Here is a 20,842-nt window from a genome sequence, read left to right as displayed (position 1 = left end):
GCCCGGCAATCACCGGCCGGCGCGGTCAGCGCTTGACCACCGGCTCGAAGGCGTCGCGCACGTCCGCGTCCGAGGGCGTGACGGACCGCTGCGCGGGCGGACTGCCGTAGTACGAGATGAAGTACGGGCAGCTTGAGCCGCTGATCTGCAGCTTGCGGTCGGACACGAGCTTCCCGGTCCGCAGTGCGTAGGCCTTCACCCGGACCTCGACCTTGCGGAACGTGACGCTGCGGACGCGTTGGTCGTCGTCCCGGTACCGGCAGGTCTCGACGGTGTCGCCCATGCCCGCCGAGTCCACGCACACCACCAGCGCCGCCTTGGCCGCGTCGGAGGCCTGCCACCCGTCCGGCAGCTTGTCCGTGTACTCGCCGTCGCCCACGAACAGGGCGCGGTTGGTGCCCTTGCGGTAGGCGGGGGCCTGCGAGTACTTCGCCGGCTCGCGGCAGTAGCCGGTGCTCATGCCGTCCGTCGCCGACACCAGCTCCCTGACGTGGTCCAGTTCGATGGCCAGCCCGGCCTTCCTCATCCCCTCGCGGGCCGTCCTGGCGCGCTTGTCCCCGGGGTGCTCGTCGAGCAGCCGCTGGTAGCGGTCGCGCGCGTTCGCCCACTCGCGGTCCGTCATGAGGGCGTCCGCGCACTTCATCAGCGCCTCGGGCGCTATCCGGGCCGCGGTGGCGGAGGAGGGGGTGGTCAGGCCCTCGGGCCCGGCCTCGCGGTCCCGCAGCCAGTCCGCGATCCGTACGGTCTGGCAGCCGTCGCCGGTGGGCAACTGACCGAGGAAGCGTTTCAGGGCCGTGGCGACCGTCTGCTCGTTGCCGGGTTCCTCGAGGACCGTGCCGAGCCGCCCGAAGCCGGTCTCCAGCATGTCCAGGTCGCCGGTCAGCCCGCCGCTCAGATAGCCCGACGCCGTGTCCAGGCGCTCGCACGCCTCGACCACCCTGTCGCCCCGCGCGGCCACCGGGGCGGCGGCCAGCCGGTGCCCGAACCCCACCCCGTCCTGGGCGTCCACCGCGGCCACGCAGTCCCCGTCCGCACGGGCCTCGTCGACCGAGTCCTCGATGCCGTGGGCGTCGAAGCGCAGCCACCCGGCGCTCACCAGCACCGGGAGGGTGAGGGCGAGGGCGAGCACCCGCTGTCCGCGCCGGGGACCCGCCGCCGGGTGCCGCCGCGCCAGCCGCCACCCGTGCGCGACGACCGCCGCCCACCACAGCAGCAGGAGCAGCTCGCACCAGGTCTCCGCCTTCGCGGCCGTGAGCCACACCAGCGACACGGTGACCACCGCGGCAGCCCAGAACAGCCCCCGCCGGCCCAGGATCAGGTATCCCGCTCCCAGCAGCGAGGCGTTGCCGACGGCGACGGCGAGCGGATCGGGCTCGCGGGGCCCGCGGGGCTCCCGGGACGGCGCCGGCGGCCAGGGTCCCGGCTCGGGGGACCCGTTCTCGGGGTACTCCGGCTCGTCGTACGGCGGTCGGGTCATGTTCCGGCCTCCTCGGTGCGGGCACGGACGTACCTTTCGGCGGCCGGCAGGTACAGCAGGGCCAGGCCGGGAACCGCGAGGGCCGCGCCGAGCAGCAGGGTGGCGCCGCCGTACAGCGGATCGTCGAACGCGTACGGTGCCGACAGCACGAGGACCACCACGGTCAGACAGGTGACCGTGATGCGGGCGATCCGCCGCCCGCGGCCGGCGCGCACCGCGAACCAGAAGCAGAGCGCGACGGGCAGCACCGTCGTCGGATGCCCCTGGGGGCCGGTCGCCGCCATACCCGCGATGAACGTCCCGAGGATCAGCAGCACCACCGCCGTCGTCACGCTTCGCGGCCGGCGGGTCGCGTCGGTGGTCATCGGATCACTTCCTTCATGGGCCTTTCCCTGGTGCGGGGTGAACCGGGTGCGGGGTGGCGCGACCGTGCCGGACACGGCGTCCGCGCCGCCCCGCGCTCCCCCGGCCACCGATTCCACCGCGGCACACCGTTGTTCAGCAGCCCGGGCGGGACACTGAACAATGCGGAACGGCGCGGAACGGGCGCGGAACGGCGCGGAACCATGCGGAACCGGGGTGAAGGCACGGTGAACTCCCCGTGTGCCACCCGCCGACGAACACCTGTGCGCTTGCCGCTTCGTCCGGCGGCTCCCTACCGTGGGCGCCCGGACGGAGACCGAGAGCGACGAGCGGCGACGGGGCGGGCGGGGATACGTGAGCGGACACGGAGTGGGACGCCGGGAGCGACGGCTCGACCCGGGGGCCGGACCGGTGCAGCGGTTCGCCGCGGAACTCCGCGCCCTGCGGGAGTCGGCGGGGCGGCCTACGTACCGGACGATGGCGCAGAAGGTCCCGTTCTCGGTGACCGCCCTGTCGCAGGCGGCGGCCGGCCGGCAGCTCCCCACGCTCGCGGTGACCCTCGCCTACGTCGGTGTCTGCGGCGGCGACGAGGAGGAGTGGGAGCACCGCTGGCGGGAGACGAGCGCGGAGGCCGCCGCCCTCGCCGCCGCCGACGAGGACACGCTGCCGCCGTACCGGGGGCTGACGCGGTACGAACCGGACGACGCCGCCCTGTTCTTCGGGCGCGACCAGTTGGTCGACCGCCTCACCGAACTGACCCGCCGGCACCGCTTCACCGCCGTCTTCGGCCCCTCCGGCAGCGGCAAGTCCTCCCTGCTGCGGGCCGGTCTGATCCCGCGCCTGCGCGAGAGGGGAACCGGCGCGGACGCCGCCCGGCCCCCCGCGGCCGTACGCATCCTCACGCCCGGCGCACACCCCCTGCGCACCCACGCGGACCGGCTGGCCCCCGTGCCGGACACGGACGCGGACACCTGGCTGATCGTCGACCAGTTCGAGGAGCTGTACACCCTCGGCGCCGACCCGGCCGAGCGCGACGCCTTCGTCGGCCGGCTGCTCGCCGCCACCGCCCCCGGCAGCACACTGCGGGTGGTGATCGCCGTACGCGCCGACTTCCTGGGGCGGTGCGCCGAACACCCCGGGCTCACCGCGGCCTTGCAGGACGCGACCCTGCTCGTCGGCCCGATGTGCCGAGAGGAGCTGAGGGAGGCCGTCGTACGGCCCGCCGCCGCGGCCGGACTGGTCGTCGAACGCGCCCTGACGGCACGGCTGCTCGACGAGGTCGAGGACGCTCCGGGCGGACTGCCCCTGATGTCGCACGCGCTGCTGGAGACCTGGCGGCACCGCACCGGCCGGTCCCTGACCGAGACCGCCTACGAGGCGGCGGGCGGACTGCGCGGCGCCGTCGTCCGCACCGCCGAGGAGGTGTACGGCGAACTCACCGCGCCCCAGGCCGACCTGGCCCGCCGCGTCCTGCTGCGGCTCGTCGCCCCGGGCGACGGCACCCCCGACACCCGGCGGCCGGCCGAGCACGCGGAACTCGACCTCGGCGACCCCGACGGCACCCGTGCCGTGCTGGACCGGCTGGTCCGGGCCCGGCTGCTCACCTTCGACGACGGCACCGTCGAACTGGCCCACGAGGCCCTCATCACGGCCTGGCCGAGGCTGCGCGGCTGGATCGACGCCGAACGCGACCGGCTGCGCGTCCACCGGGCGCTGTCCGAAGCGGCCCGCACCTGGCTGAACCTGGGCCGGGAGAACGCCGCGCTCTACGCCGGATCACGCCTGGCCGCCGCCCACGACGCCTTCCCGCAGGACCACCGGAGCGCGGAACTCACCTCGGCGGAGCGCGAGTTCCTGGCCGCCTCGATCCACCGGAGGCGTCGCGCGGTATGGCTGCGGCGGGGCCTGTCGGCCGCGCTCGTCATGCTGGTGCTGATCGCCTCGGGCACCGCCGTCGTCGCCCTCAGGGCGCGGGCCACCGCCCAGGCCGAGCGGGACGACGCCGTCTTCGGCCGGATCACCGCGGAGGCCGACCGGCTGCGCGGCAGCAACACCGCGCTGACCGCCCGGCTCGACGTCGCCGCGCTCGGCATGCGCGCCACCGCGGAACTGCGGACCCGGCTCACCACGGACGCGGGCCGGGTGCTGTCCACCCGGCTGGGCGGGCACGAGGGCATCGGCAGCGCCGTGGCGTTCGCCCCCGACGGCCGGACCCTCGCCAGCGGCGGCCACGACGGCACCGTACGGCTGTGGGACACGGCGGGAGCGGGCGAGGGCGCGCAGATCGGCGAGCCGCTGCGCCTGACCGGCGGACCGGTGGGCGCCGTGGCCTACTCACCCGACGGCGCCCTGCTGGCGGCGGCCGGGCACGACGGCGGCATCCGGCTGTGGGACGTACGCGACCGCGAGCGGCCGCGGCCCGAGGGCCGGCCCCTGGTGAGCCACGCGGGGGAATCCGTCGTCGCGGTCGCCTTCGCCCCGGACGGCGGCACCCTCGCCACCGCGGGCGACGACGGCACCGTCCGCCTGTGGGACGTGAGCGGCCCGGCCGGGCCCCAACCACTGGGCGAACCGGCCCGCGCCGACGCCCGCAGCGTCCGCGACGTCGCCTTCGCCCCGGACGGCCGCACCCTCGCCACGGCCGGCCACACCGGAACCGTGCGTCTGTGGAGGCTGGACGGCACCGACGGACCGGCCCCGCTCGGCGAGCCCCGGCACGCACACGAGGAGGCCGTCTGGTCGGTGGCGTTCTCCCCGGACGGCGACACCCTGGCCACCGCCGGCTACGACGAGACGGTGCGCCTGTGGGAGGCTTCCGGCCCGGGCGCCCCGCGCCCGCTGGGCGATCCGCTCACCGCGCACTCCGCCGCGGTGTGGGGCGTGGAGTTCGGCCCGGACGGGCACACGCTGGCCACGGCCGGGCAGGACGACGTCGTGATCCTGTGGAACGTGGCCAACCCCGAGTACCCGCAGCAGATCGGCGAGCCGCTGACCGGCCACACGGAGGGACTGTGGGACGTGGCGTTCGCCCCCGACGGCCGTACCCTCGCCACCACCGGCGCCGACCGCGGCGTCCGCGTCTGGCACCTGCCGGAGAACGTCCTCACCGACTTCACCAACCCGCTCACCTCCGTGGCCTACGGCCCGAACGGCCGCCTGCTCGCCGCCGCCAGCACCGACGACGCCCTGGTCCGCCTCTGGGACGTCCGCCGTCCGGGACACCCCCGCCGGCTGCCGCGTGACCTCACCGGCCACGAGGCCCCCGTACTCGCCGTGGCCTTCGCCCCGGACGGCCGCACCGTCGCGGCCGGCGCGGAGGACGGCACCGTACGGCTGTGGGACGTCAGCGAGCCCAGCCGCCCCGCCCCCGCCGGCACCCTCCGGGACGCCCACCCGGGCGGTGTCCTCACCGTCGCCTTCGCCCCGGACGGCCACACCCTCGCCACCGGCGGCGCGGACGGCAGGGTCCGGCTCTGGGACGCGCGCGACCCGGACGGCGTGCGCCCCGTCGGCGAGCCCCTGGTCGGCCACACGGACTGGATCACCTCCGTGGCCTTCGCGCCGGACGGCCGTACCCTCGCCACCGGCAGCCAGGACAAGACGGCCCGCCTGTGGGACGTGAGCGACCGCGACCGGGCCCGACCCGTGGGCGAACCGCTCACCGCCCACGGGGACTGGGTCAACTCGGTCGCCTTCGCCCCGGCAGGCGACACCCTGGCCACCGGCGGCCGGGACCGCACCGTCCGGCTGTGGGACGTCACGGACCCCGGCCGGGCCCGCCCGCTGGGCGAGGAACTGAGCGGGCACCGCGGCGGTGTCACCTCCGTGGCCTTCGCCCCGGACGGCCGCACCCTCGCGAGCGGCGGCGAGGACCACGAGGTACGCCTGTGGAACGTCGCGGACCCCGCCCGCGCCGAGCCGTTCGGCGACGCGCTCACCGGCCACCTGGAGACGGTCACCTCGGTCGCGTTCAGCTCCGACGGCGACACCCTCGCCTCCGCGGGCATCGACCTGACCGCCCGGCTGTGGACGCTCGACACGGAACGGACGGTCCGACACATCTGCGCCCGCACCGGCGGCGACCTCACCCCCGGCACCTGGCACGAACTCCTGCCGCAGCTCGCCTTCCGGCCCACCTGCGGACAGCGCGGCCACCGGCCCACACCGCTTCGGTGACGGTCACCGTCACCTGCGCGCCGGGCGCCGTCTCCGCGAGGGCGGCGGTCACCGCGCCGGGTACGGCGCGGGCGACGGCCGGGGCGCGGTGGTCGCGGGGACGACGCTCTGTACGCCCGCCTCCCCCCGCCCGGCCCCGGGGGCCCGGACGCCCGCATCCGGGCCGGACCGCGGACGGAACCTGTCCGCAAGCCCCGCTACCGTGCACACCATGACGACCAAGGCACGAACGTCGACGGCCCCCGTCCTCGGGACCCGGGCCCTGGGCCGCGCCACCCTGGCCCGGCAGTTGCTGCTGCGCCGCGCGTCGATGTCCGCCGAGGCCGCCGTCGCCCATCTCGTCGGACTCCAGGCGCAGAACGTGAAGCCTCCGTACTACGCGCTCGCCGCCCGCATCGAAGGCTTCACGCCCGACGACCTGTCCGGGCCGATGGCCGAGCGCCGGACCGCCCGCCTCGTCACCCTGCGCTCGACCATCCACACCCACACCGCCGACGACTGCCTGACCCTGCGTCCGCTGGTGCAGGCCGCACGGGACAGGGAGCTGGGCAACTTCCGCAAGGGCCTGGTGGGAGTGGACCTGGACCGCCTCGCCGTCCTGGCCCGCGAACTGGTCGAGGCCGAACCGCGCACCATGGGGGAGCTGCGCGAGGCCCTCCTCGCCGAGTGGCCCGGCGCCGACCCGCAGGCCCTGTCCGTCGCCGCCCGCTGCCGGCTCCCGCTCGTGCAGGTCACGCCGCGCGGACTGTGGGGCAGGAGCGGCCAGGTCAGGCTCACCACCGCCGAGCACTGGCTCGGACGTCCCGCGCGGCCCGCGCCGGCACCGGACGACACCGTGCTGCGCTACCTCGCCGCCTTCGGTCCCGCCTCCGTGAAGGACATGCAGACCTGGGCGGGTCTGACCCGCCTGCGGGACGCCTTCGAACGGCTCCGCCCCCGGCTCGTCACCTTCCGGAGCGTGGACGGTACCGAGCTGTTCGACCTCCCGGACGCGCCCCGCCCCGACCCGGACACGCCGGCCCCGCCGCGCTTCCTGCCCGAGTTCGACAACCTGCTCCTCTCCCACGCCGACCGCGCTCGCGTCGTCCCGCCCGCGTACAAGGGCCGCACCTGGAAGAAGAACCAGGCCTACCGCGTCCTGCTCGTCGACGGCTTCGTGGCCGGGCTGTGGAAGCCGGCCGACGACGCGCTCGTCGTCGAGCCCTTCGACCGCCTCACGGGAACGAGCCGCGACGAGGTGGTGGCCGAGGGGGAGCGGATGCTGGCGACGATGCACCCGGACGCCGCGTACGGCGTCCGCTTCGGGACGGTACGCGGCTGACGTGGAAAGGGGGCGTTGCGGGCCGCTCGTGGAGGCTCGCAACGCCCCCCGGTCTCTCACCTGAGGGGTACTCAGGAGATCAGGAGGGCCCCCGGCACGGGGCTACGATGGGCTGCGGCGCGGCGACGGCGGAGGGGGCGGCGAGCCGCGCGGTGACGGCGGCGCCGGCGGTGGCCAGGGCGGCGGCGGCCGATCTGGCACGGGTGAGCCCGAACATGAGTCTCCTCAAGGGGTTGCCGGTGGGGGGTCGCACGGGCGTGGGGGGTTGCACGGGGGTCTCGGGACAGACCCCCGTATGCCCGGGCGAGCGGCACGTGCTCACGCTAGAACCGGCGGTGCGGACCGCCCAATGAGGGAAGCCCCTAGGGGAGTCGGGCAGGGAAAACCCTCGGTTTACCGCCGGTAAACCCTGCCGTTTCCCGTGCCGTTCCCCGTGCTGTTTCCCGTGCCGTTCCCCGTGCTGTTTCCCGTGCCGGTCTCCCTGCCGTCTCAGTCGGTCCGCCGGCCCGCCGCCAGTCGGACGATGTCGACCCGGGAACGGATCCCGAGTTTGCGGTAGACCCGGGTCAGGGTCGCCTCGACGGTCTTGACGCTGACGAACAGGCGGGCGGCGATCTCCCGGTTGGTCGCGCCCTCCATGACGAGTGCGGCGACCTGACGCTCCATCGAGGCGAGCCCCGCCAGACCGTCCGGCACGACGGGTGGCGCCGGGGGCGGTCCGGCCGCCTGCGCCGCGACCGCCGCCTCCACCTGCCGCAGCCAGGGCAGCGCCCGGCAGCGCCGGAACAACCGAGCCGCCTCGTCGTACGACGCGGGACCCGGCGCCCGCCCCGGCCGGCCGGCGTGCAGTGCCGCCAGCGCGAACGCCGCCCGCGCCTCCTCCAGGCCGTAGCCCAGCCCGGCGAGCCGCTCCCGCGCCGACGTCAGCCGGGTGACCGCGGCCCGGTGCTCACCCCGCGCCGCCCGCACCTGCGCCTCGGCCCGGTCCAGCACGGCGAGCACGCTCTCCCGCCCGAGCCGCAGGGCGTGCGCGCGCGTGACCTCGATGACGTCCTGGGCCTCGGCCGGCTCCCCGGTACGCACCAGCGCCTCGGCGAGGTCGCCCTGCCACCGGCCGCGCGCCGGGTCGGTGATGCCGGCGCCGGCCTCCAGCTCCCGCACCCGGCGCAGCGCCCGCACGGCCGCGCCGGCGTCGCCCGCCACCAGGCTCGCGTGGCCGAGCGCGGCCAGCGCCCGCGACAGGTACACGGCGTCGCCGTCCTCCTCGGCCCGCCGCACCGCCTCCCGGGCCAGCGCCAGCGCCCGTTCGACGTCACCGCCGGCGGCCTCGGCGAGCGCGGCCTGCATCGCGCCGGCGCCCTCGCCGATGCCCGCGTCCCGGGCCAGTGTCAGGCTCTCCCGGGACAGTTCCAGGGCCCGGCCGCAGTGCCCGGAGTGCAGTTCGGTCTCGGCGAGGAAACGCAGGTAGTGGACCTCGCTCTCGGCCATGCCGCGCCGGCGCACCTCGCGCAGCAGCGCCGTGACGGTGGTCCGCGCCTCCACCAGCCGGTCGCTCATCACCAGCCACCGGAACCGAGAGGAGCCGGCCCCGTTGTGATGGCAGGCCACCCGCGGGTCCTGCGGCTCCTCCAGTGCCCGCCGGATGGTCGCCGGGGCGGCCGGATGCCCCATCAGCGTCTCCGCCTGCGCCTGGAAGGCGAGCGCGAGCAGCTCGGTGCGCCGGTCCCCGGCCCGCGCCGCCAGCCGGGCCGCGTGCGCGGCGTCCTCCCTGCCCTGCGCGAAGTCGCCCTGCACCACCAGGGAGCGCCAGGCCAACTGGTAGTGGACCAGGGCGAGCAGCCGCGGGTCGTCGCCCGCGTCGGCCAGCGCCTGCGGGAAGACGGCGTCGACCTCGCCGATGGCCTGCCCGGCGGCCTCGATCACCACCATCCAGGCGCGTACCCGCTCACCGGGCGCGCCGGCGCGGGTCAGCACCTCGCGGGCGATGTCCCGGGCCAGGTCCGGCTCGCCGGCGGTGATCGCGTCGTCCGCGGCCGTCAGCCGGCGCTCGTCCGGCCCCGGTGCGCCGTCCGCCGGGGTGTGCCGGGCCGCGAGCAGCCCCAGCGACGCGGCCACCGAGGGCGCTCCCCGGTCCCGGGACAGCGCGGCGGCCTCGGCCAGCCGGGCCGCCACCTCCGGGTCGGTGCCGGTGGTGGCCAGGGCAAGGTGCCGGGCGCGCTCGATCGGGTCCGAGGCCGCCGTGGACAGCGCGGCGTGCGCCGCCCGCCGCTCCGGCGCCGGTGCCTCGGCGTACAGCGCGGCCGAGATCAGCGGATGCGCGAACCGTACGGTCGGACCCTCCTGGGCGGTCGCCAGCAGCCCGAGCGTCGCCGCCTGGGCGGTCTCGGCCTCGGCGTTGTCCCGGCCGGCCGCGTGCAGCAGGGCCGGGGTCGGGCGGGCGCCGGCGCTCGCGACCAGGAGGGTGCGGCGTGCCTCGTCCGACAGCATCTCCAGCCGGGACAGGACCAGGGCGCGCAGCGAGGTCGGCACCGGCAGCGGCTCGCCCGGCCGCGGCGGGGTGGGGCTCTCGGCGAGTGCCCGGCCCAGCTCCAGTGCGAAGAGCGGGTTGCCGCCGCTGGTGCGGTGGATGTCGCGGACCGTGGACCGGGGCAGACCCGAGTAGCCGCGTTCGTCGAGCAGCGTCGACACCTGGGCGCGGGTCAGCGGTCCCAGGCGGACCGCGCGGGTGTCCGGCGGGGAGGCGCGCAGGTGGCGGTCGTACTCCGCGCCCTCGGTCTCCGGTCCCTCCGTCCGCACCGCGCACAGCAGCCGTACCGGGGTGTCGCCCAGGCGGCGGGCGGCGAAGCCGAGGAGTTCGGCGCTGGCCGGATCGAGCCACTGCAGATCGTCGGCGACCACGAGGACGGGGCCGTCGGCGGCGAGCGCGCGCAGCGCGGAGAGCACGGCGAGGCGCAGCGCGAGGCCGTCGCGCTGGAGCGTGGACTCCCGGCCGGTGAGCGCCGATTCCAGTGCGGTGCGCTGGGCGGCGGGCAGTGCGTCCGACACGTCGCCCAGGACCAGGCCCAGGAGGTCGGCGAGGGCCAGGAAGGGAAGATGTGATTCGGACTCGGTGGCCGAGCAGCGCAAGACGGTGTGAGCCGTGCCGGCGTATTCCGCGGCCAGGGTCCGCAGGACGGTCGACTTTCCGATTCCGGCGGGCCCGTGCAGCAGCACGCTCCCCCCTCTGGCGAGCTGCTCCCGTGCCGCGCCGAACGCCTCCTCCCGCCCGATGAGCAGGTCGGAACGGCACCCGGCAGACTCCGCGAAGTCCCGTCGCACGGTGACCGCTCCCCTCCGATGTCGTGTCCCGGCCAATATTAGGCATTGGTCCATTGAATTACGGTGGGACGAGAAGGTGAGCCGAACAACAAACACCGGATCCGAATACACAAAAGCCCGCGAAAAGTGGCCCCCGCCGCGCGCACGGGCCTACGGCAGCCACCCCGCCCGGCGTGCCATGACGACCGCCTCTCCGCGGGTGCGCGCGCCGAGCTTGCGCATGGCCGAGCGCAGGTAGCTCTTGACGGTTTCCGGCCGTACGCCGAGCCGTCGCGCGGCCGCCGCGTTGGTCGCCCCCGCGGCGACGCAGGCCAGCACGTCCACCTCGCGCGGAGCCGGGCGGGCCTCCCGCGCGGGTCCGCTTCCCGCGGCGAGCAGGCCGCACGCGCGCAGCAGTTCGTCCCGCAGTGCCGGGTCCGCGATCCTGGGCGCCAGTGCCCGCAGCGCCGTGTGCGCCTCCCGCACCTGTTCCCAGGCCGCCGGGCCCGCCGGGTCGTGCGCCGGCTCCGGCCGGGCCGCCGCCAGCAGTTCGCCCGCCTCGTCCCGCAGCACCAGCGCCTGTTCCACGTCCCGCGCCGCCGCCACCGCCGCCCTCAGCGTGCGGTCGCCCAGCGGCTGGGCCGTGCGCAGCGCGCCGTACAGCACGCCGCGCACCCGGCGCCGTACGACCACCGGCACCGCCAGCACCGAGCGCAGGCCCTCGGCGGCGACGGGGAGGTCGTACTCGTGGCTGATCCGCCGGGACGCGGAGTAGTCCGTCACGGCGCACGGCCGGGTGAGCTCCACCGCCTTGCCGCCCAGGCCGTTGCCCGAGGTCACGGCGAGGGAGCTCAGCGCGGCCGTGGCGGTGCCGCTGAGCGCGCTGATGCGCACCCGCCGCCGGCCGGTCTCCATCAGGCCGCCGAAGGCGACCGGCAGCCCGGTCGTGCGCCGCAGCCGCGTCAGCGCGCTGCGGATCTCCGCCATGTCGGCCGCGTCCACCGCCACTGGTTCCGTCCTCCCTCGCACCCGTCCGGGGCGCACACCCCCGTTCGGGGGTAGTGAGACCCGCATCACGGATTAGACGATGGCACCCAGCCGCCCGGCAAGGTCCGGCACCGAGGAGGACAGATGACGACGGCCACGGAGCTGTTCCGCAGCGCACGGGACTTCCTGCTGGAACACCGCGAGGACTACACCGCCGCCTACGAGGGGTTCCGGTGGCCCCGGCCCGAGTACTTCAACTGGGCGCTGGACTGGTTCGACGCCCTCGCCGACGGCAACGAGCGCACCGCCCTGCACATCGTCGAGGAGGACGGCTCCGAGGTCCGGGTCTCCTTCGCCGAGATGTCCGCCCGCTCGAACCGCGTGGCGAACCGGCTGCGCGAGTGGGGCGTCGGCCCCGGGGACCGCGTCCTCGTCATGCTCGGCAACCAGGCCGAACTGTGGGAGACCGCGCTCGCCGCGATGAAGCTGCGCGCCGTCGTCATTCCGGCCACCCCCCTGCTCGGCCCCGCCGACCTGCGCGACCGCGTCGACCGCGGCCGGGTGAAGCACGTCGTCGTGCGGGCCGAGGACACCGCCAAGTTCTCCGACGTGCCCGGCGACTACACGCGCGTCGCGGTCGGCGGCACGACGGCACCCGGCTGGCAGGCGTACGAGGACGCCCACGCCGCCTCCGGCACCTTCACGCCCGACGGCCCGACCGCCGCCGGCGACCCGCTGATGCTGTACTTCACCTCGGGCACGACCGCCCGGCCCAAGCTGGTCGAGCACACCCACGTGTCGTACCCCGTCGGGCACCTGGCGACCATGTACTGGATCGGGCTGAAGCCCGGCGACATCCACCTGAACATCTCCTCGCCCGGCTGGGCCAAGCACGCCTGGTCGAACCTGTTCGCACCGTGGAACGCCGAGGCGACCGTCTTCCTCTACAACTACACCCGGTTCGACGCGGTCCGGCTGATGGCCGAGATGGACCGGGCCCGGGTGACCACCTTCTGCGCCCCGCCGACCGTGTGGCGCATGCTCATCCAGGCCGACCTGACCCAGCTCGCCACCCCGCCGCGCGAGGTCGTCGCCGCCGGTGAGCCGCTGAACCCCGAGGTGATCGAACAGGTCCGCCGCTCCTGGGGCCGGACCATCCGGGACGGCTTCGGGCAGACGGAGACCGCCGTCCAGGTCGCCAACAGCCCCGGCCAGGTGCTGAAGACCGGCTCCATGGGCCGCCCCAGCCCCGGCTACCGCGTCGCACTCCTCGACCCGGTCACCGGCGCGCCCGGCGCCGACGAGGGCGAGATCGCCCTGGACCTGTCCGACCGTCCCGTCGGCCTGATGACCGGCTACCACGGCGACCCCGACCGCACCGCCGAGGCGATGGCCGGCGGCTACTACCGCACCGGCGACATCGGCGCCCGCGACGCCGACGGCTACCTCACCTACGTCGGCCGCGCCGACGACGTCTTCAAGGCGTCCGACTACAAGATCTCCCCGTTCGAGCTGGAGAGCGCGCTGCTGGAGCACGAGGCGGTCGCCGAGGCCGCGGTCGTGCCCGCACCGGACGCACTGCGCCTCGCGGTGCCGAAGGCCTACGTCGTGCCGGCGGCGGGCTGGGAGCCGGGCCCGGACACCGCGAAGGTGCTGTTCGAGCACTCCCGGGAGACCCTCGCCCCCTACAAGCGCATCCGCCGCCTGGAGTTCGGCGAGCTCCCCAAGACCGTCTCCGGCAAGATCCGCCGCGTCGAGCTGCGCGAGGCCACGGCGGCCGGTTCCGCGAACGAGTACCGCGAGGAGGACTTCCGGTGACTTCGCGACCGCCGCGCTCGCCGCAGGCGTCGTACGCCCACGGCACCGGCACCACCCCGCTCCTCGGCGACACCATCGGCGCCAACCTCGACCGCGCGGTCGCCGCGCATCCGGACCGCGACGCCCTGGTCGACGTACCGTCCGGGCGGCGCTGGACCTACGCCGAGTTCGGCGCCGCGGTCGACGAGGTGGCGCGCGGACTGCTGGCGAAGGGCGTCACCAAGGGCGACCGGGTCGGCATCTGGGCGGTCAACTGCCCCGAGTGGGTCCTCGTCCAGTACGCCACCGCCCGCATCGGCGCCGTCATGGTCAACGTCAACCCGGCCTACCGGGCGCACGAGCTGGAATACGTGCTCGGGCAGTCCGGCATCACCGTGCTGATCGCGTCCCTGTCCCACAAGAGCAGCGACTACCGGGCGATCGTGGAGCAGGTCCGCGTCAGGTGCCCCGCGCTGCGGGAGACCGTCTACATCGGCGACCCGTCCTGGGACGCGCTGACGGCGGGCGCGGCCTCGGTGCCGCGGGAGCGGCTGGCGGCGGCCGCCGCCGAGCTGAGCTGCGACGACCCGGTCAACATCCAGTACACCTCGGGCACGACCGGCTTCCCGAAGGGCGCCACCCTCTCCCACCACAACATCCTCAACAACGGCTACTGGGTGGGCCGTACGGTCGGCTACACGGAGCAGGACCGGGTCTGTCTGCCCGTCCCCTTCTACCACTGCTTCGGCATGGTCATGGGCAACCTGGGCGCCACCTCGCACGCCGCCTGCATCGTCATCCCCGGCCCGTCCTTCGAACCGGCGGCCACGCTGGAGGCGGTACAGCGGGAGCGGTGCACGTCCCTGTACGGCGTCCCGACCATGTTCATCGCGGAGCTGAACCTCCCCGGCTTCGCCTCCTACGACCTCACCTCCCTGCGCACCGGCATCATGGCGGGCTCGCCCTGTCCGGTGGAGGTCATGAAGCGGGTGGTCGCCGAGATGCACATGGAGGAGGTCTCCATCTGCTACGGCATGACCGAGACCTCCCCGGTCTCCCTGCAGACCCGGATGGACGACGACCTCGAACACCGCACCGGCACCGTCGGCCGGGTCCTGCCCCACATCGAGGTCAAGGTCGTCGACCCGGTGACCGGCGTGACCCTGCCGCGCGGCGACGCGGGCGAGCTGTGCACCCGCGGCTACAGCGTGATGCTCGGCTACTGGGAGGAGCCCGAGAAGACCGCCGAGGCGATCGACGCGGGCCGCTGGATGCACACCGGGGACCTCGCGGTGATGCGCGAGGACGGGTACGTCGAGATCGTCGGCCGCATCAAGGACATGATCATCCGGGGCGGCGAGAACATCTACCCGCGCGAGGTCGAGGAGTTCCTCTACGCCCACCCGAAGATCGCGGACGTCCAGGTCGTCGGCGTGCCGCACGAGCGCTACGGCGAGGAGGTCCTGGCCTGCGTCGTCCCGCGCGACGCGGCCGACCCGCTCACCCTGGAGGAGCTGCGCGCCTACTGCGACGGGCAGTTGGCCCACTACAAGGTGCCCAGCCGCCTCCAGCTCCTCGGCTCCTTCCCGATGACCGTCTCCGGGAAGGTGCGCAAGATCGAGCTGCGGGAGCGGTACGGCGCGTAGGCCGCGCCTGGTGAGAGGTCAGCCGGCCGTGGCGTCCAGCGCCACGGCCGGCGCGTTGACCGGGCGCGGCACACCCCCGGGGTCGAGGACGAAGAGCGGGACGCCCAGCGCACCGGCCCGGGCCCGCGCCTCCTCGGCGTACCCGGCGAGGGAGAAGTAGACGCAGTCCGCGGACTCCGCCATGGCGGTCAGCCACAGGCACTCCACGTCCCGCACCGAGGCCGGGCCCACCGTCGGGTCCACCTGGACGACGATGCCGGGCGCGGCCAGCCCGATGCCGGACATGGGCCGCTGCTCGGCGCGCCGGACGTCCCGGTGGCCCAGCCCGCGCAGATACAGGACGGCGGCGGTGACCGCGTCGCGGGCGGTCCTGACCGGGACGGCCCGATGGGCGGGGACCCGTGACCCGGGGGCGCGCCCGGACCGGCCGGTGGCCGCGCCGTCCACCGGCACGCACAGCACGGTCCCGCACGAGCAGCCCAGCTCCGGCCGCGGCCACCGGCTCTCGGTCCCGCAGGCCGCGCAGCGCACGCCGATCCACTCCTCGTCCCAGGTCCGGTGGGTGACCTCGGTCGCGGTCCCGCGCGGATCGAGCTCCGGGGCGACGGGCGCGCCGCACGCGCAGGGGTACGACGGTGCCGTGTAGCGGTGCCGGCGCCCGCAGGCGGCGCAGCACACCGAGATGGTCTCGGACATGACCCCCATCGTCCTCTCTTGACGGCCCTCGGCCGCCCACTTACATTACTTCCAGATCGTAGAAAATAAATTTCGCTATACGGAAGTTGCTACGGAAGAAGCTCACCGCGGGGCGCGACGGTAGTGCGAATCCGACAGCCGGAGCAGGAGTACTCGATGGCTCGTATGACCGCTGCCCGAGCGGCAGTTGAGATCCTCAAGCGCGAGGGCGTCACCGACGCGTTCGGTGTGCCGGGCGCGGCGATCAACCCCTTCTACGCGGCGCTCAAGGCATCCGGCGGCGTGAACCACACCCTCGCCCGGCACGTCGAGGGCGCCTCGCACATGGCCGAGGGCTACACGCGGACCCACGCCGGCAACATCGGCGTCTGCATCGGCACCTCCGGGCCGGCCGGCACCGACATGATCACCGGCCTCTACTCGGCGATCGGCGACTCGATCCCGATCCTCTGCATCACCGGCCAGGCGCCGACCGCGGTGATCCACAAGGAGGACTTCCAGGCCGTCGACATCGCCTCCATCGCGAAGCCGGTCACCAAGATGGCCGTCACCGTCCTGGAGGCGGCGCAGGTCCCCGGCGTGTTCCAGCAGGCGTTCCACCTGATGCGCTCCGCCCGGCCGGGACCGGTCCTGATTGACCTGCCGATCGACGTCCAGATGACGGAGATCGAGTTCGACCCGGACACCTACGAGCCGCTCCCGGTCTACAAGCCGGCCGCGAGCCGCGCCCAGATCGAGAAGGCCATCGGCCTGCTCAACGCCGCCGAGCGCCCGCTGATCGTGGCCGGCGGCGGTGTCATCAACGCCGACGCCGCCGACCTGCTGGTGGAGTTCGCCGAGCTGACCGGCACCCCGGTCGTGCCGACCCTGATGGGCTGGGGCCTGCTGCCCGACGACCACGAGCTGAACGCCGGCATGGTCGGCCTGCAGACCTCGCACCGCTACGGCAACGCGACCTTCCTGGAGTCGGACTTCGTCCTCGGCATCGGCAACCGCTGGGCCAACCGCCACACCGGCAAGCTCGACGTCTACACCGCCGGGCGGAAGTTCGTCCACGTCGACGTCGAGCCGACCCAGATCGGCAAGATCTTCGCCCCGGACTACGGCATCGCCTCCGACGCGAAGGCGGCCCTGGAGCTGTTCGTCGAGGTGGCGAAGGAGCTGAAGGCGGCCGGCAAGCTGCCCGACCGCTCCGCGTGGGCCGCCTCCGCGCAGGAGCGCAAGGCCACCCTGCAGCGCCGTACGCACTTCGACGACATCCCGATCAAGCCGCAGCGCGTCTACGAGGAGATGAACAAGGCCTTCGGCCCGGAGACGCGGTACGTCTCCACCATCGGCCTCTCCCAGATCGCCGGCGCCCAGATGCTGCACGTCTACCGCCCGCGGCACTGGATCAACTGCGGCCAGGCCGGCCCGCTCGGCTGGACCGTCCCGGCCGCCCTCGGTGTCGCCAAGGCCGACCCGGACGCGCAGGTCGTGGCGCTCTCCGGCGACTACGACTTCCAGTTCATGATCGAGGAACTGGCCGTCGGCGCGCAGCACAAGATCCCCTACGTCCACGTCCTGGTCAACAACTCCTACCTGGGCCTGATCCGCCAGGCCCAGCGGGCGTTCGAGATCGACTTCCAGGTCAACCTGGAGTTCGAGAACCTCAACTCGCCCGAGCTGGGCGTCTACGGCGTCGACCACGTCAAGGTCGCCGAGGGCCTCGGCTGCAAGGCGATCCGGGTGACCGACCCGGGCGAGCTGGGCGCGGCCCTGGAGCAGGCCAAGAAGCTCGCCGCCGAGCACCGGGTGCCGGTCGTGGTCGAGGCGATCCTGGAGCGCGTCACCAACATCTCCATGTCGGGCAGCAACGACATCGGCAACGTCGTGGAGTTCGAGGAGCTGGCGACCGAGCCGGGGCACGCCCCGACGGCGATCCGGACGCTGAAGGCCTGACCCGTACGCGGTACGCCGAGAGCGGCCCGTTCCCGACGAACGGGCCGCTCTTTCGCGTGCCCTGCCGCGGGCTCCCGCTCAGTCCCCGCCCCCGCCGCCTCCGCCGCAGTAGTACGCCATGCCGCCTCCCGGGCCGCTTCCGCGTTCCGGCCGGGCGTGCTTGAGCAGGCCCTTGTCCGCCACCTCCACCCGGTCGGTGAGCCCGGCCCGCAGAGCGAAGCGGGGCAGCAGGACGCGCAGGGCGGCCACGTCGTGCAGGGCGACGGCGAGCAGCCTGTCGTCGGCCGTCAGACCGCGCCGGCTCGCGGGCAGCGGGTGCGCCTCCCGGAGGGCTCGCACCCGGCGACGGGCGGCACGGGTCGGACCGAGCAGCGGGTAGCGCAGCAAGCCCGCTTCCGCCAGGGGGATCCGCATCAGCGCCACCGCCAGGCGGACGTCCGGGTGCCGGGTCAGCCGCCGTGGCGCGAGGGGCTCGTGGAGGCACCCGCGCACCGCCTCCGCCAGGGGCGGCAGGGGGACCGCGGCCGCCCCGGGCGCCGACGACAGGGCGCGTACGGTGCCCGGCGGGCCGGCGTCGACGGCGCCCCGCAGGTACAGGTCCACCACGCAGACCGTCACGGCGGCACGGGGGCCGCCGCGCAGCAGTGCCACCTCGTGCGGTGCGAGACGGACCGTCCTGTCGTCGTCCATGAGACCACCCCCGAGAGCACCCCGTGTGCCCCGGGTTGTGCCCGCTGCCGGGGGCGCCTACGCGCGTTCAGCCCCCGTGGTGCTCATGGTGTTCGTGCAGTCCCGGCCAGTCGTCCGGGCCGCCGCCCTGCCACTCGACCAGCTCGCTGTCCTCCACGTCGGTCACGTACAGGTCGGCCAGCCGCAGCAGCTCGGCGACGTCGTCGACGTGCGAGGCGACGCCCAGGGTCTCCTCGCCGGAGGTGACCCGGCGGGATCCGTCGAGGGCGGGGGAGTGGACGACGATGTGCGGGTGCTCGGACGGGTGCGCCATTGCCATGTCTCCAGGCTGCTGCGCGGACGCGCGATCCGCACCCCGGCGCCGGGGCGAACACCGCGGAGCGCCGGATGCGGGACCGTCCGCATCCGGCGCTCCGCGGCCGGTGAGGCTTCTTCACGTGCTGTCAGGTGCTGTCACGTGGTGTCCGTCCGACGGCGCGAGGCTGGGCGCGACAGGTCGTTCGCGCCGCCGGACGGAGTTCTGGGGCCCCTTTCGCGCAAGGGGCGGGTGGTGGCTGGGACCGCGGCGGTGCGACGGGTCCGGAACGCCTCTCCCCTCAGGTCGTAGGAGAAGCCCCCGGGCCCTTCACCACCGCACTGGCTCGCAGGCCGCCGCGGTCCTCGCCCTGCCCGCGCAGTCCCCGGGCGGTCACCCCTCATCCGGGCCGCTCCGGTGCCTGCGCGGGCCGCGCACACGGTCCCGGCCTCCCCGCCGGGTCCCGTGCGCGAGCCTTGCGTCAGTCCTCGCGCAGGGCGCGGACCGCCTCCTCCACGCGCCTGCCGTACTCGGTGTCGGCGGCGTGGAAGTGCGCGAGGTTCTTCTCGACCACGTCGCCCCGGGAGACCTGGGACAGGCCGCCGGCGATGTTCGCGATCAGGCGCTTCCTCTCGTCCTCGGACATCAGGCGGTACAGCTCACCGGCCTGGAGGAAGTCGTCGTCCTTGGTGTGCTGCGGCGCCGCGTGGGTGCCGGTGTGGCCGGACACCGCGAGCGGGGCCGCCAGCGGACGGCCGGTCTCGACCGGGCCGTCGTACGAGTTCGGCTCGTAGTTCTTGGCGTCCCGGCCCCGCGAGTGGGAGGCCATGAGGCCGTCGCGGCCGTAGTTGTCCGCGCCGCCGGGCACCGCCTTCGGGGCGTTCACCGCGAGCTGGGTGTGGTTGACGCCCAGGCGGTAGCGGTGCGCGTCCGCGTAGGCGAACAGCCGGCCCTGGAGCATCTTGTCGGGGGAGGGGCCGATGCCCGGAACGAAGTTGTTCGGGGAGAACGCGGCCTGCTCGACCTCGGCGAAGACGTTGTCCGGGTTGCGGTCCAGCACCAGCCGGCCCACCCGCTTGAGCGGGTAGTCGGCGTGCGGCCACACCTTGGTCACGTCGAAGGGGTTGAAGCGGTAGTTCGCGGCCTCGGCCACCGGCATGAGCTGCACGTGCAGCGTCCAGGACGGGTACACGCCCCGCTCGATCGCCTGCACCAGGTCCGTCTGGTGCGAGGTCGGGTCCTGGCCCGCGAGCTCCGCGGCCTGGTCGGCGGTCAGACAGCGGATGCCCTGGTCCGTCTTGAAGTGGTACTTGACGAAGAAGGACTCGCCCTTGCCGTTCGTCCACTGGTAGGTGTGCGAGCCGAAGCCGTCCATGTGGCGGTACGACGCCGGGATGCCGCGGTCGCCCATCAGCCAGGTCACCTGGTGCGTGGCCTCGGGGGAGTGCGCCCAGAAGTCCCAGACGTTGTCCGGCTCCTGGCGGCCCGAGAACGGGTCGCGCTTCTGCGAGTGGATGAAGTCGGGGAACTTGATCGGGTCCTTGATGAAGAACACCGGGGTGTTGTTGCCGACGAGGTCGTAGTTGCCCTCCTCGGTGTAGAACTTCAGCGCGAAGCCGCGCGGGTCGCGGACCGCGTCCGCGCCGCCCAGCGAGTCGGCCACGGTGGAGAAGCGCAGGAAGACCTCGGTGCGCTTGCCGACGGTGCTCAGGAAGTCGGCGTGCGTGAAGCCGGTGACGTCGTCGGTCACCTCGAAGTGGCCGTAGGCGCCGGAGCCGCGGGCGTGCACCACGCGCTCCGGGATGCGCTCGCGGTTGAAGCGGGCGAGCTTCTCCAGCAGGTGCTGGTCCTGGATGAGGAGGGGACCGCCGATGCCGGCGGAGGCGGAGTTCTGGTTGTCTGCGACCGGGGCGCCGGACTCCGTGGTGAGAGTCCGCGTCGTGAGCACGCGCTGCGACATCGGGGACCTTCCGTGCGAGGGGTCAGCGGAAACTTGTTTCCGCTTCGTGGAGCCTAGATTTGGGGCGATGGAACGTCAACAGTTTGTTGAAGTTCATCGGCGGTTCGTTGAGCCGGGTTCCGGGCGGCGCCGCCGCTCGGGCGCGACGGGACAGGTGTCAGCGACGGCGCCACCCGGAGGTCTCATGGGGTGCCCG

The 20,842-nt window shown here is 74.3% G+C and carries 14 protein-coding genes; 5 read left to right on the top strand and 9 right to left on the bottom strand.

What is annotated here, in order from left to right; translation table 11 throughout:
* Positions 1-25 precede the first annotated feature (25 nt).
* Entirely contained in the window at positions 26-1,477 is a 1,452-nt protein-coding gene (locus B1H29_RS07430; protein WP_055419488.1) for a tetratricopeptide repeat protein, read from the bottom strand.
* On the bottom strand, positions 1,474-1,842 hold the full coding sequence (locus tag B1H29_RS07425) for a hypothetical protein (RefSeq protein ID WP_055419487.1): 369 nt from the start codon (positions 1,840-1,842) through the stop codon (positions 1,474-1,476). The genes B1H29_RS07430 and B1H29_RS07425 overlap by 4 nt, the downstream gene beginning before the upstream one ends.
* 352 nt (positions 1,843-2,194) lie before the next feature.
* On the opposite strand from B1H29_RS07425, the gene B1H29_RS07420 reads away from it, so the two are divergent.
* A complete protein-coding gene (locus tag B1H29_RS07420) occupies positions 2,195-6,016 on the top strand; it encodes a hypothetical protein (protein WP_055419486.1) in 3,822 nt (1,273 codons plus the stop codon).
* A 211-nt stretch (positions 6,017-6,227) separates the two neighbouring features.
* Entirely contained in the window at positions 6,228-7,337 is a 1,110-nt protein-coding gene (locus B1H29_RS07415) for a winged helix DNA-binding domain-containing protein (RefSeq protein ID WP_055419485.1), read from the top strand.
* 79 nt (positions 7,338-7,416) lie between these two features.
* Here the strand turns inward: B1H29_RS07415 and B1H29_RS38005 are convergent, their stop codons facing one another.
* From B1H29_RS38005 to B1H29_RS07405, 3 genes are all read right to left on the bottom strand, one after another.
* Positions 7,417-7,554, bottom strand: coding sequence for a hypothetical protein (locus B1H29_RS38005; protein WP_159027792.1), 138 nt, complete (start codon positions 7,552-7,554; stop codon positions 7,417-7,419).
* Positions 7,555-7,826: 272 nt separating this feature from the next.
* Positions 7,827-10,709 (bottom strand): helix-turn-helix transcriptional regulator, encoded by a 2,883-nt coding sequence (locus B1H29_RS07410; protein WP_055419484.1) that lies wholly within the window; start codon positions 10,707-10,709, stop codon positions 7,827-7,829.
* Between the two features lie 96 nt (positions 10,710-10,805).
* On the bottom strand, positions 10,806-11,642 hold the full coding sequence (locus B1H29_RS07405; protein ID WP_079160069.1) for a helix-turn-helix domain-containing protein: 837 nt from the start codon (positions 11,640-11,642) through the stop codon (positions 10,806-10,808).
* 123 nt (positions 11,643-11,765) lie between these two features.
* Between B1H29_RS07405 and B1H29_RS07400 the strand changes: the two genes are divergently transcribed.
* Positions 11,766-13,439: an AMP-binding protein gene (locus B1H29_RS07400; protein ID WP_055419483.1), complete on the top strand. Its 1,674-nt coding sequence runs from the start codon at positions 11,766-11,768 to the stop codon at positions 13,437-13,439.
* The gene (locus B1H29_RS07395) at positions 13,436-15,064 is read left to right on the top strand and encodes an AMP-binding protein (protein ID WP_055419482.1); all 1,629 of its coding nucleotides are present in this window, start codon (positions 13,436-13,438) and stop codon (positions 15,062-15,064) included. The genes B1H29_RS07400 and B1H29_RS07395 overlap by 4 nt, the downstream gene beginning before the upstream one ends.
* Positions 15,065-15,082: 18 nt before the next feature.
* On the opposite strand, the gene B1H29_RS07390 is transcribed toward B1H29_RS07395, so the two are convergent.
* Entirely contained in the window at positions 15,083-15,769 is a 687-nt protein-coding gene (locus B1H29_RS07390; protein ID WP_055419481.1) for a hypothetical protein, read from the bottom strand.
* A 147-nt stretch (positions 15,770-15,916) separates the two neighbouring features.
* On the opposite strand from B1H29_RS07390, the gene gcl reads away from it, so the two are divergent.
* On the top strand, positions 15,917-17,701 hold the full coding sequence (gene gcl / locus B1H29_RS07385) for a glyoxylate carboligase (RefSeq protein ID WP_055419480.1): 1,785 nt from the start codon (positions 15,917-15,919) through the stop codon (positions 17,699-17,701).
* A gap of 78 nt (positions 17,702-17,779) precedes the next feature.
* Here the strand turns inward: gcl and B1H29_RS07380 are convergent, their stop codons facing one another.
* The 3 genes from B1H29_RS07380 to B1H29_RS07370 all read right to left on the bottom strand — a co-directional run bounded on the left by B1H29_RS07380 (position 17,780) and on the right by B1H29_RS07370 (position 20,646).
* Complete coding sequence (locus B1H29_RS07380; protein ID WP_055419479.1) at positions 17,780-18,391, bottom strand: hypothetical protein; 612 nt, start codon at positions 18,389-18,391, stop codon at positions 17,780-17,782.
* A 67-nt stretch (positions 18,392-18,458) separates the two neighbouring features.
* The gene (locus tag B1H29_RS07375) at positions 18,459-18,704 is read right to left on the bottom strand and encodes a hypothetical protein (protein ID WP_055419478.1); all 246 of its coding nucleotides are present in this window, start codon (positions 18,702-18,704) and stop codon (positions 18,459-18,461) included.
* A 463-nt stretch (positions 18,705-19,167) separates the two neighbouring features.
* Positions 19,168-20,646: a catalase gene (locus tag B1H29_RS07370; protein ID WP_055419477.1), complete on the bottom strand. Its 1,479-nt coding sequence runs from the start codon at positions 20,644-20,646 to the stop codon at positions 19,168-19,170.
* Positions 20,647-20,842: the final 196 nt, after the last annotated feature.

The sequence above is a fragment of the Streptomyces pactum genome, from assembly GCF_002005225.1.
GTDB lineage: Bacteria > Actinomycetota > Actinomycetes > Streptomycetales > Streptomycetaceae > Streptomyces > Streptomyces pactum_A.
The sequence above is the reverse complement of the archived record's forward strand: the minus strand, read 5'-3'. Positions and strand labels throughout refer to the sequence as shown.

Excerpts from the sequence above, each read along its gene's own strand:
- B1H29_RS07430 (WP_055419488.1), bottom strand. The coding sequence starts at position 1,477 with ATGACCCGACCGCCGTACGACGAGCCGGAGTACCCCGAGAACGGGTCC.
- B1H29_RS07425 (WP_055419487.1), bottom strand. The coding sequence starts at position 1,842 with ATGACCACCGACGCGACCCGCCGGCCGCGAAGCGTGACGACGGCGGTG.
- B1H29_RS07415 (WP_055419485.1), top strand. The coding sequence starts at position 6,228 with ATGACGACCAAGGCACGAACGTCGACGGCCCCCGTCCTCGGGACCCGG.
- B1H29_RS38005 (WP_159027792.1), bottom strand. The coding sequence starts at position 7,554 with ATGTTCGGGCTCACCCGTGCCAGATCGGCCGCCGCCGCCCTGGCCACC.
- B1H29_RS07410 (WP_055419484.1), bottom strand. The coding sequence starts at position 10,709 with ATGGACCAATGCCTAATATTGGCCGGGACACGACATCGGAGGGGAGCG.
- B1H29_RS07400 (WP_055419483.1), top strand. The coding sequence starts at position 11,766 with ATGACGACGGCCACGGAGCTGTTCCGCAGCGCACGGGACTTCCTGCTG.
- B1H29_RS07390 (WP_055419481.1), bottom strand. The coding sequence starts at position 15,769 with ATGGGGGTCATGTCCGAGACCATCTCGGTGTGCTGCGCCGCCTGCGGG.
- gcl (WP_055419480.1), top strand. The coding sequence starts at position 15,917 with ATGGCTCGTATGACCGCTGCCCGAGCGGCAGTTGAGATCCTCAAGCGC.
- B1H29_RS07380 (WP_055419479.1), bottom strand. The coding sequence starts at position 18,391 with ATGGACGACGACAGGACGGTCCGTCTCGCACCGCACGAGGTGGCACTG.
- B1H29_RS07375 (WP_055419478.1), bottom strand. The coding sequence starts at position 18,704 with ATGGCGCACCCGTCCGAGCACCCGCACATCGTCGTCCACTCCCCCGCC.
- B1H29_RS07370 (WP_055419477.1), bottom strand. The coding sequence starts at position 20,646 with ATGTCGCAGCGCGTGCTCACGACGCGGACTCTCACCACGGAGTCCGGC.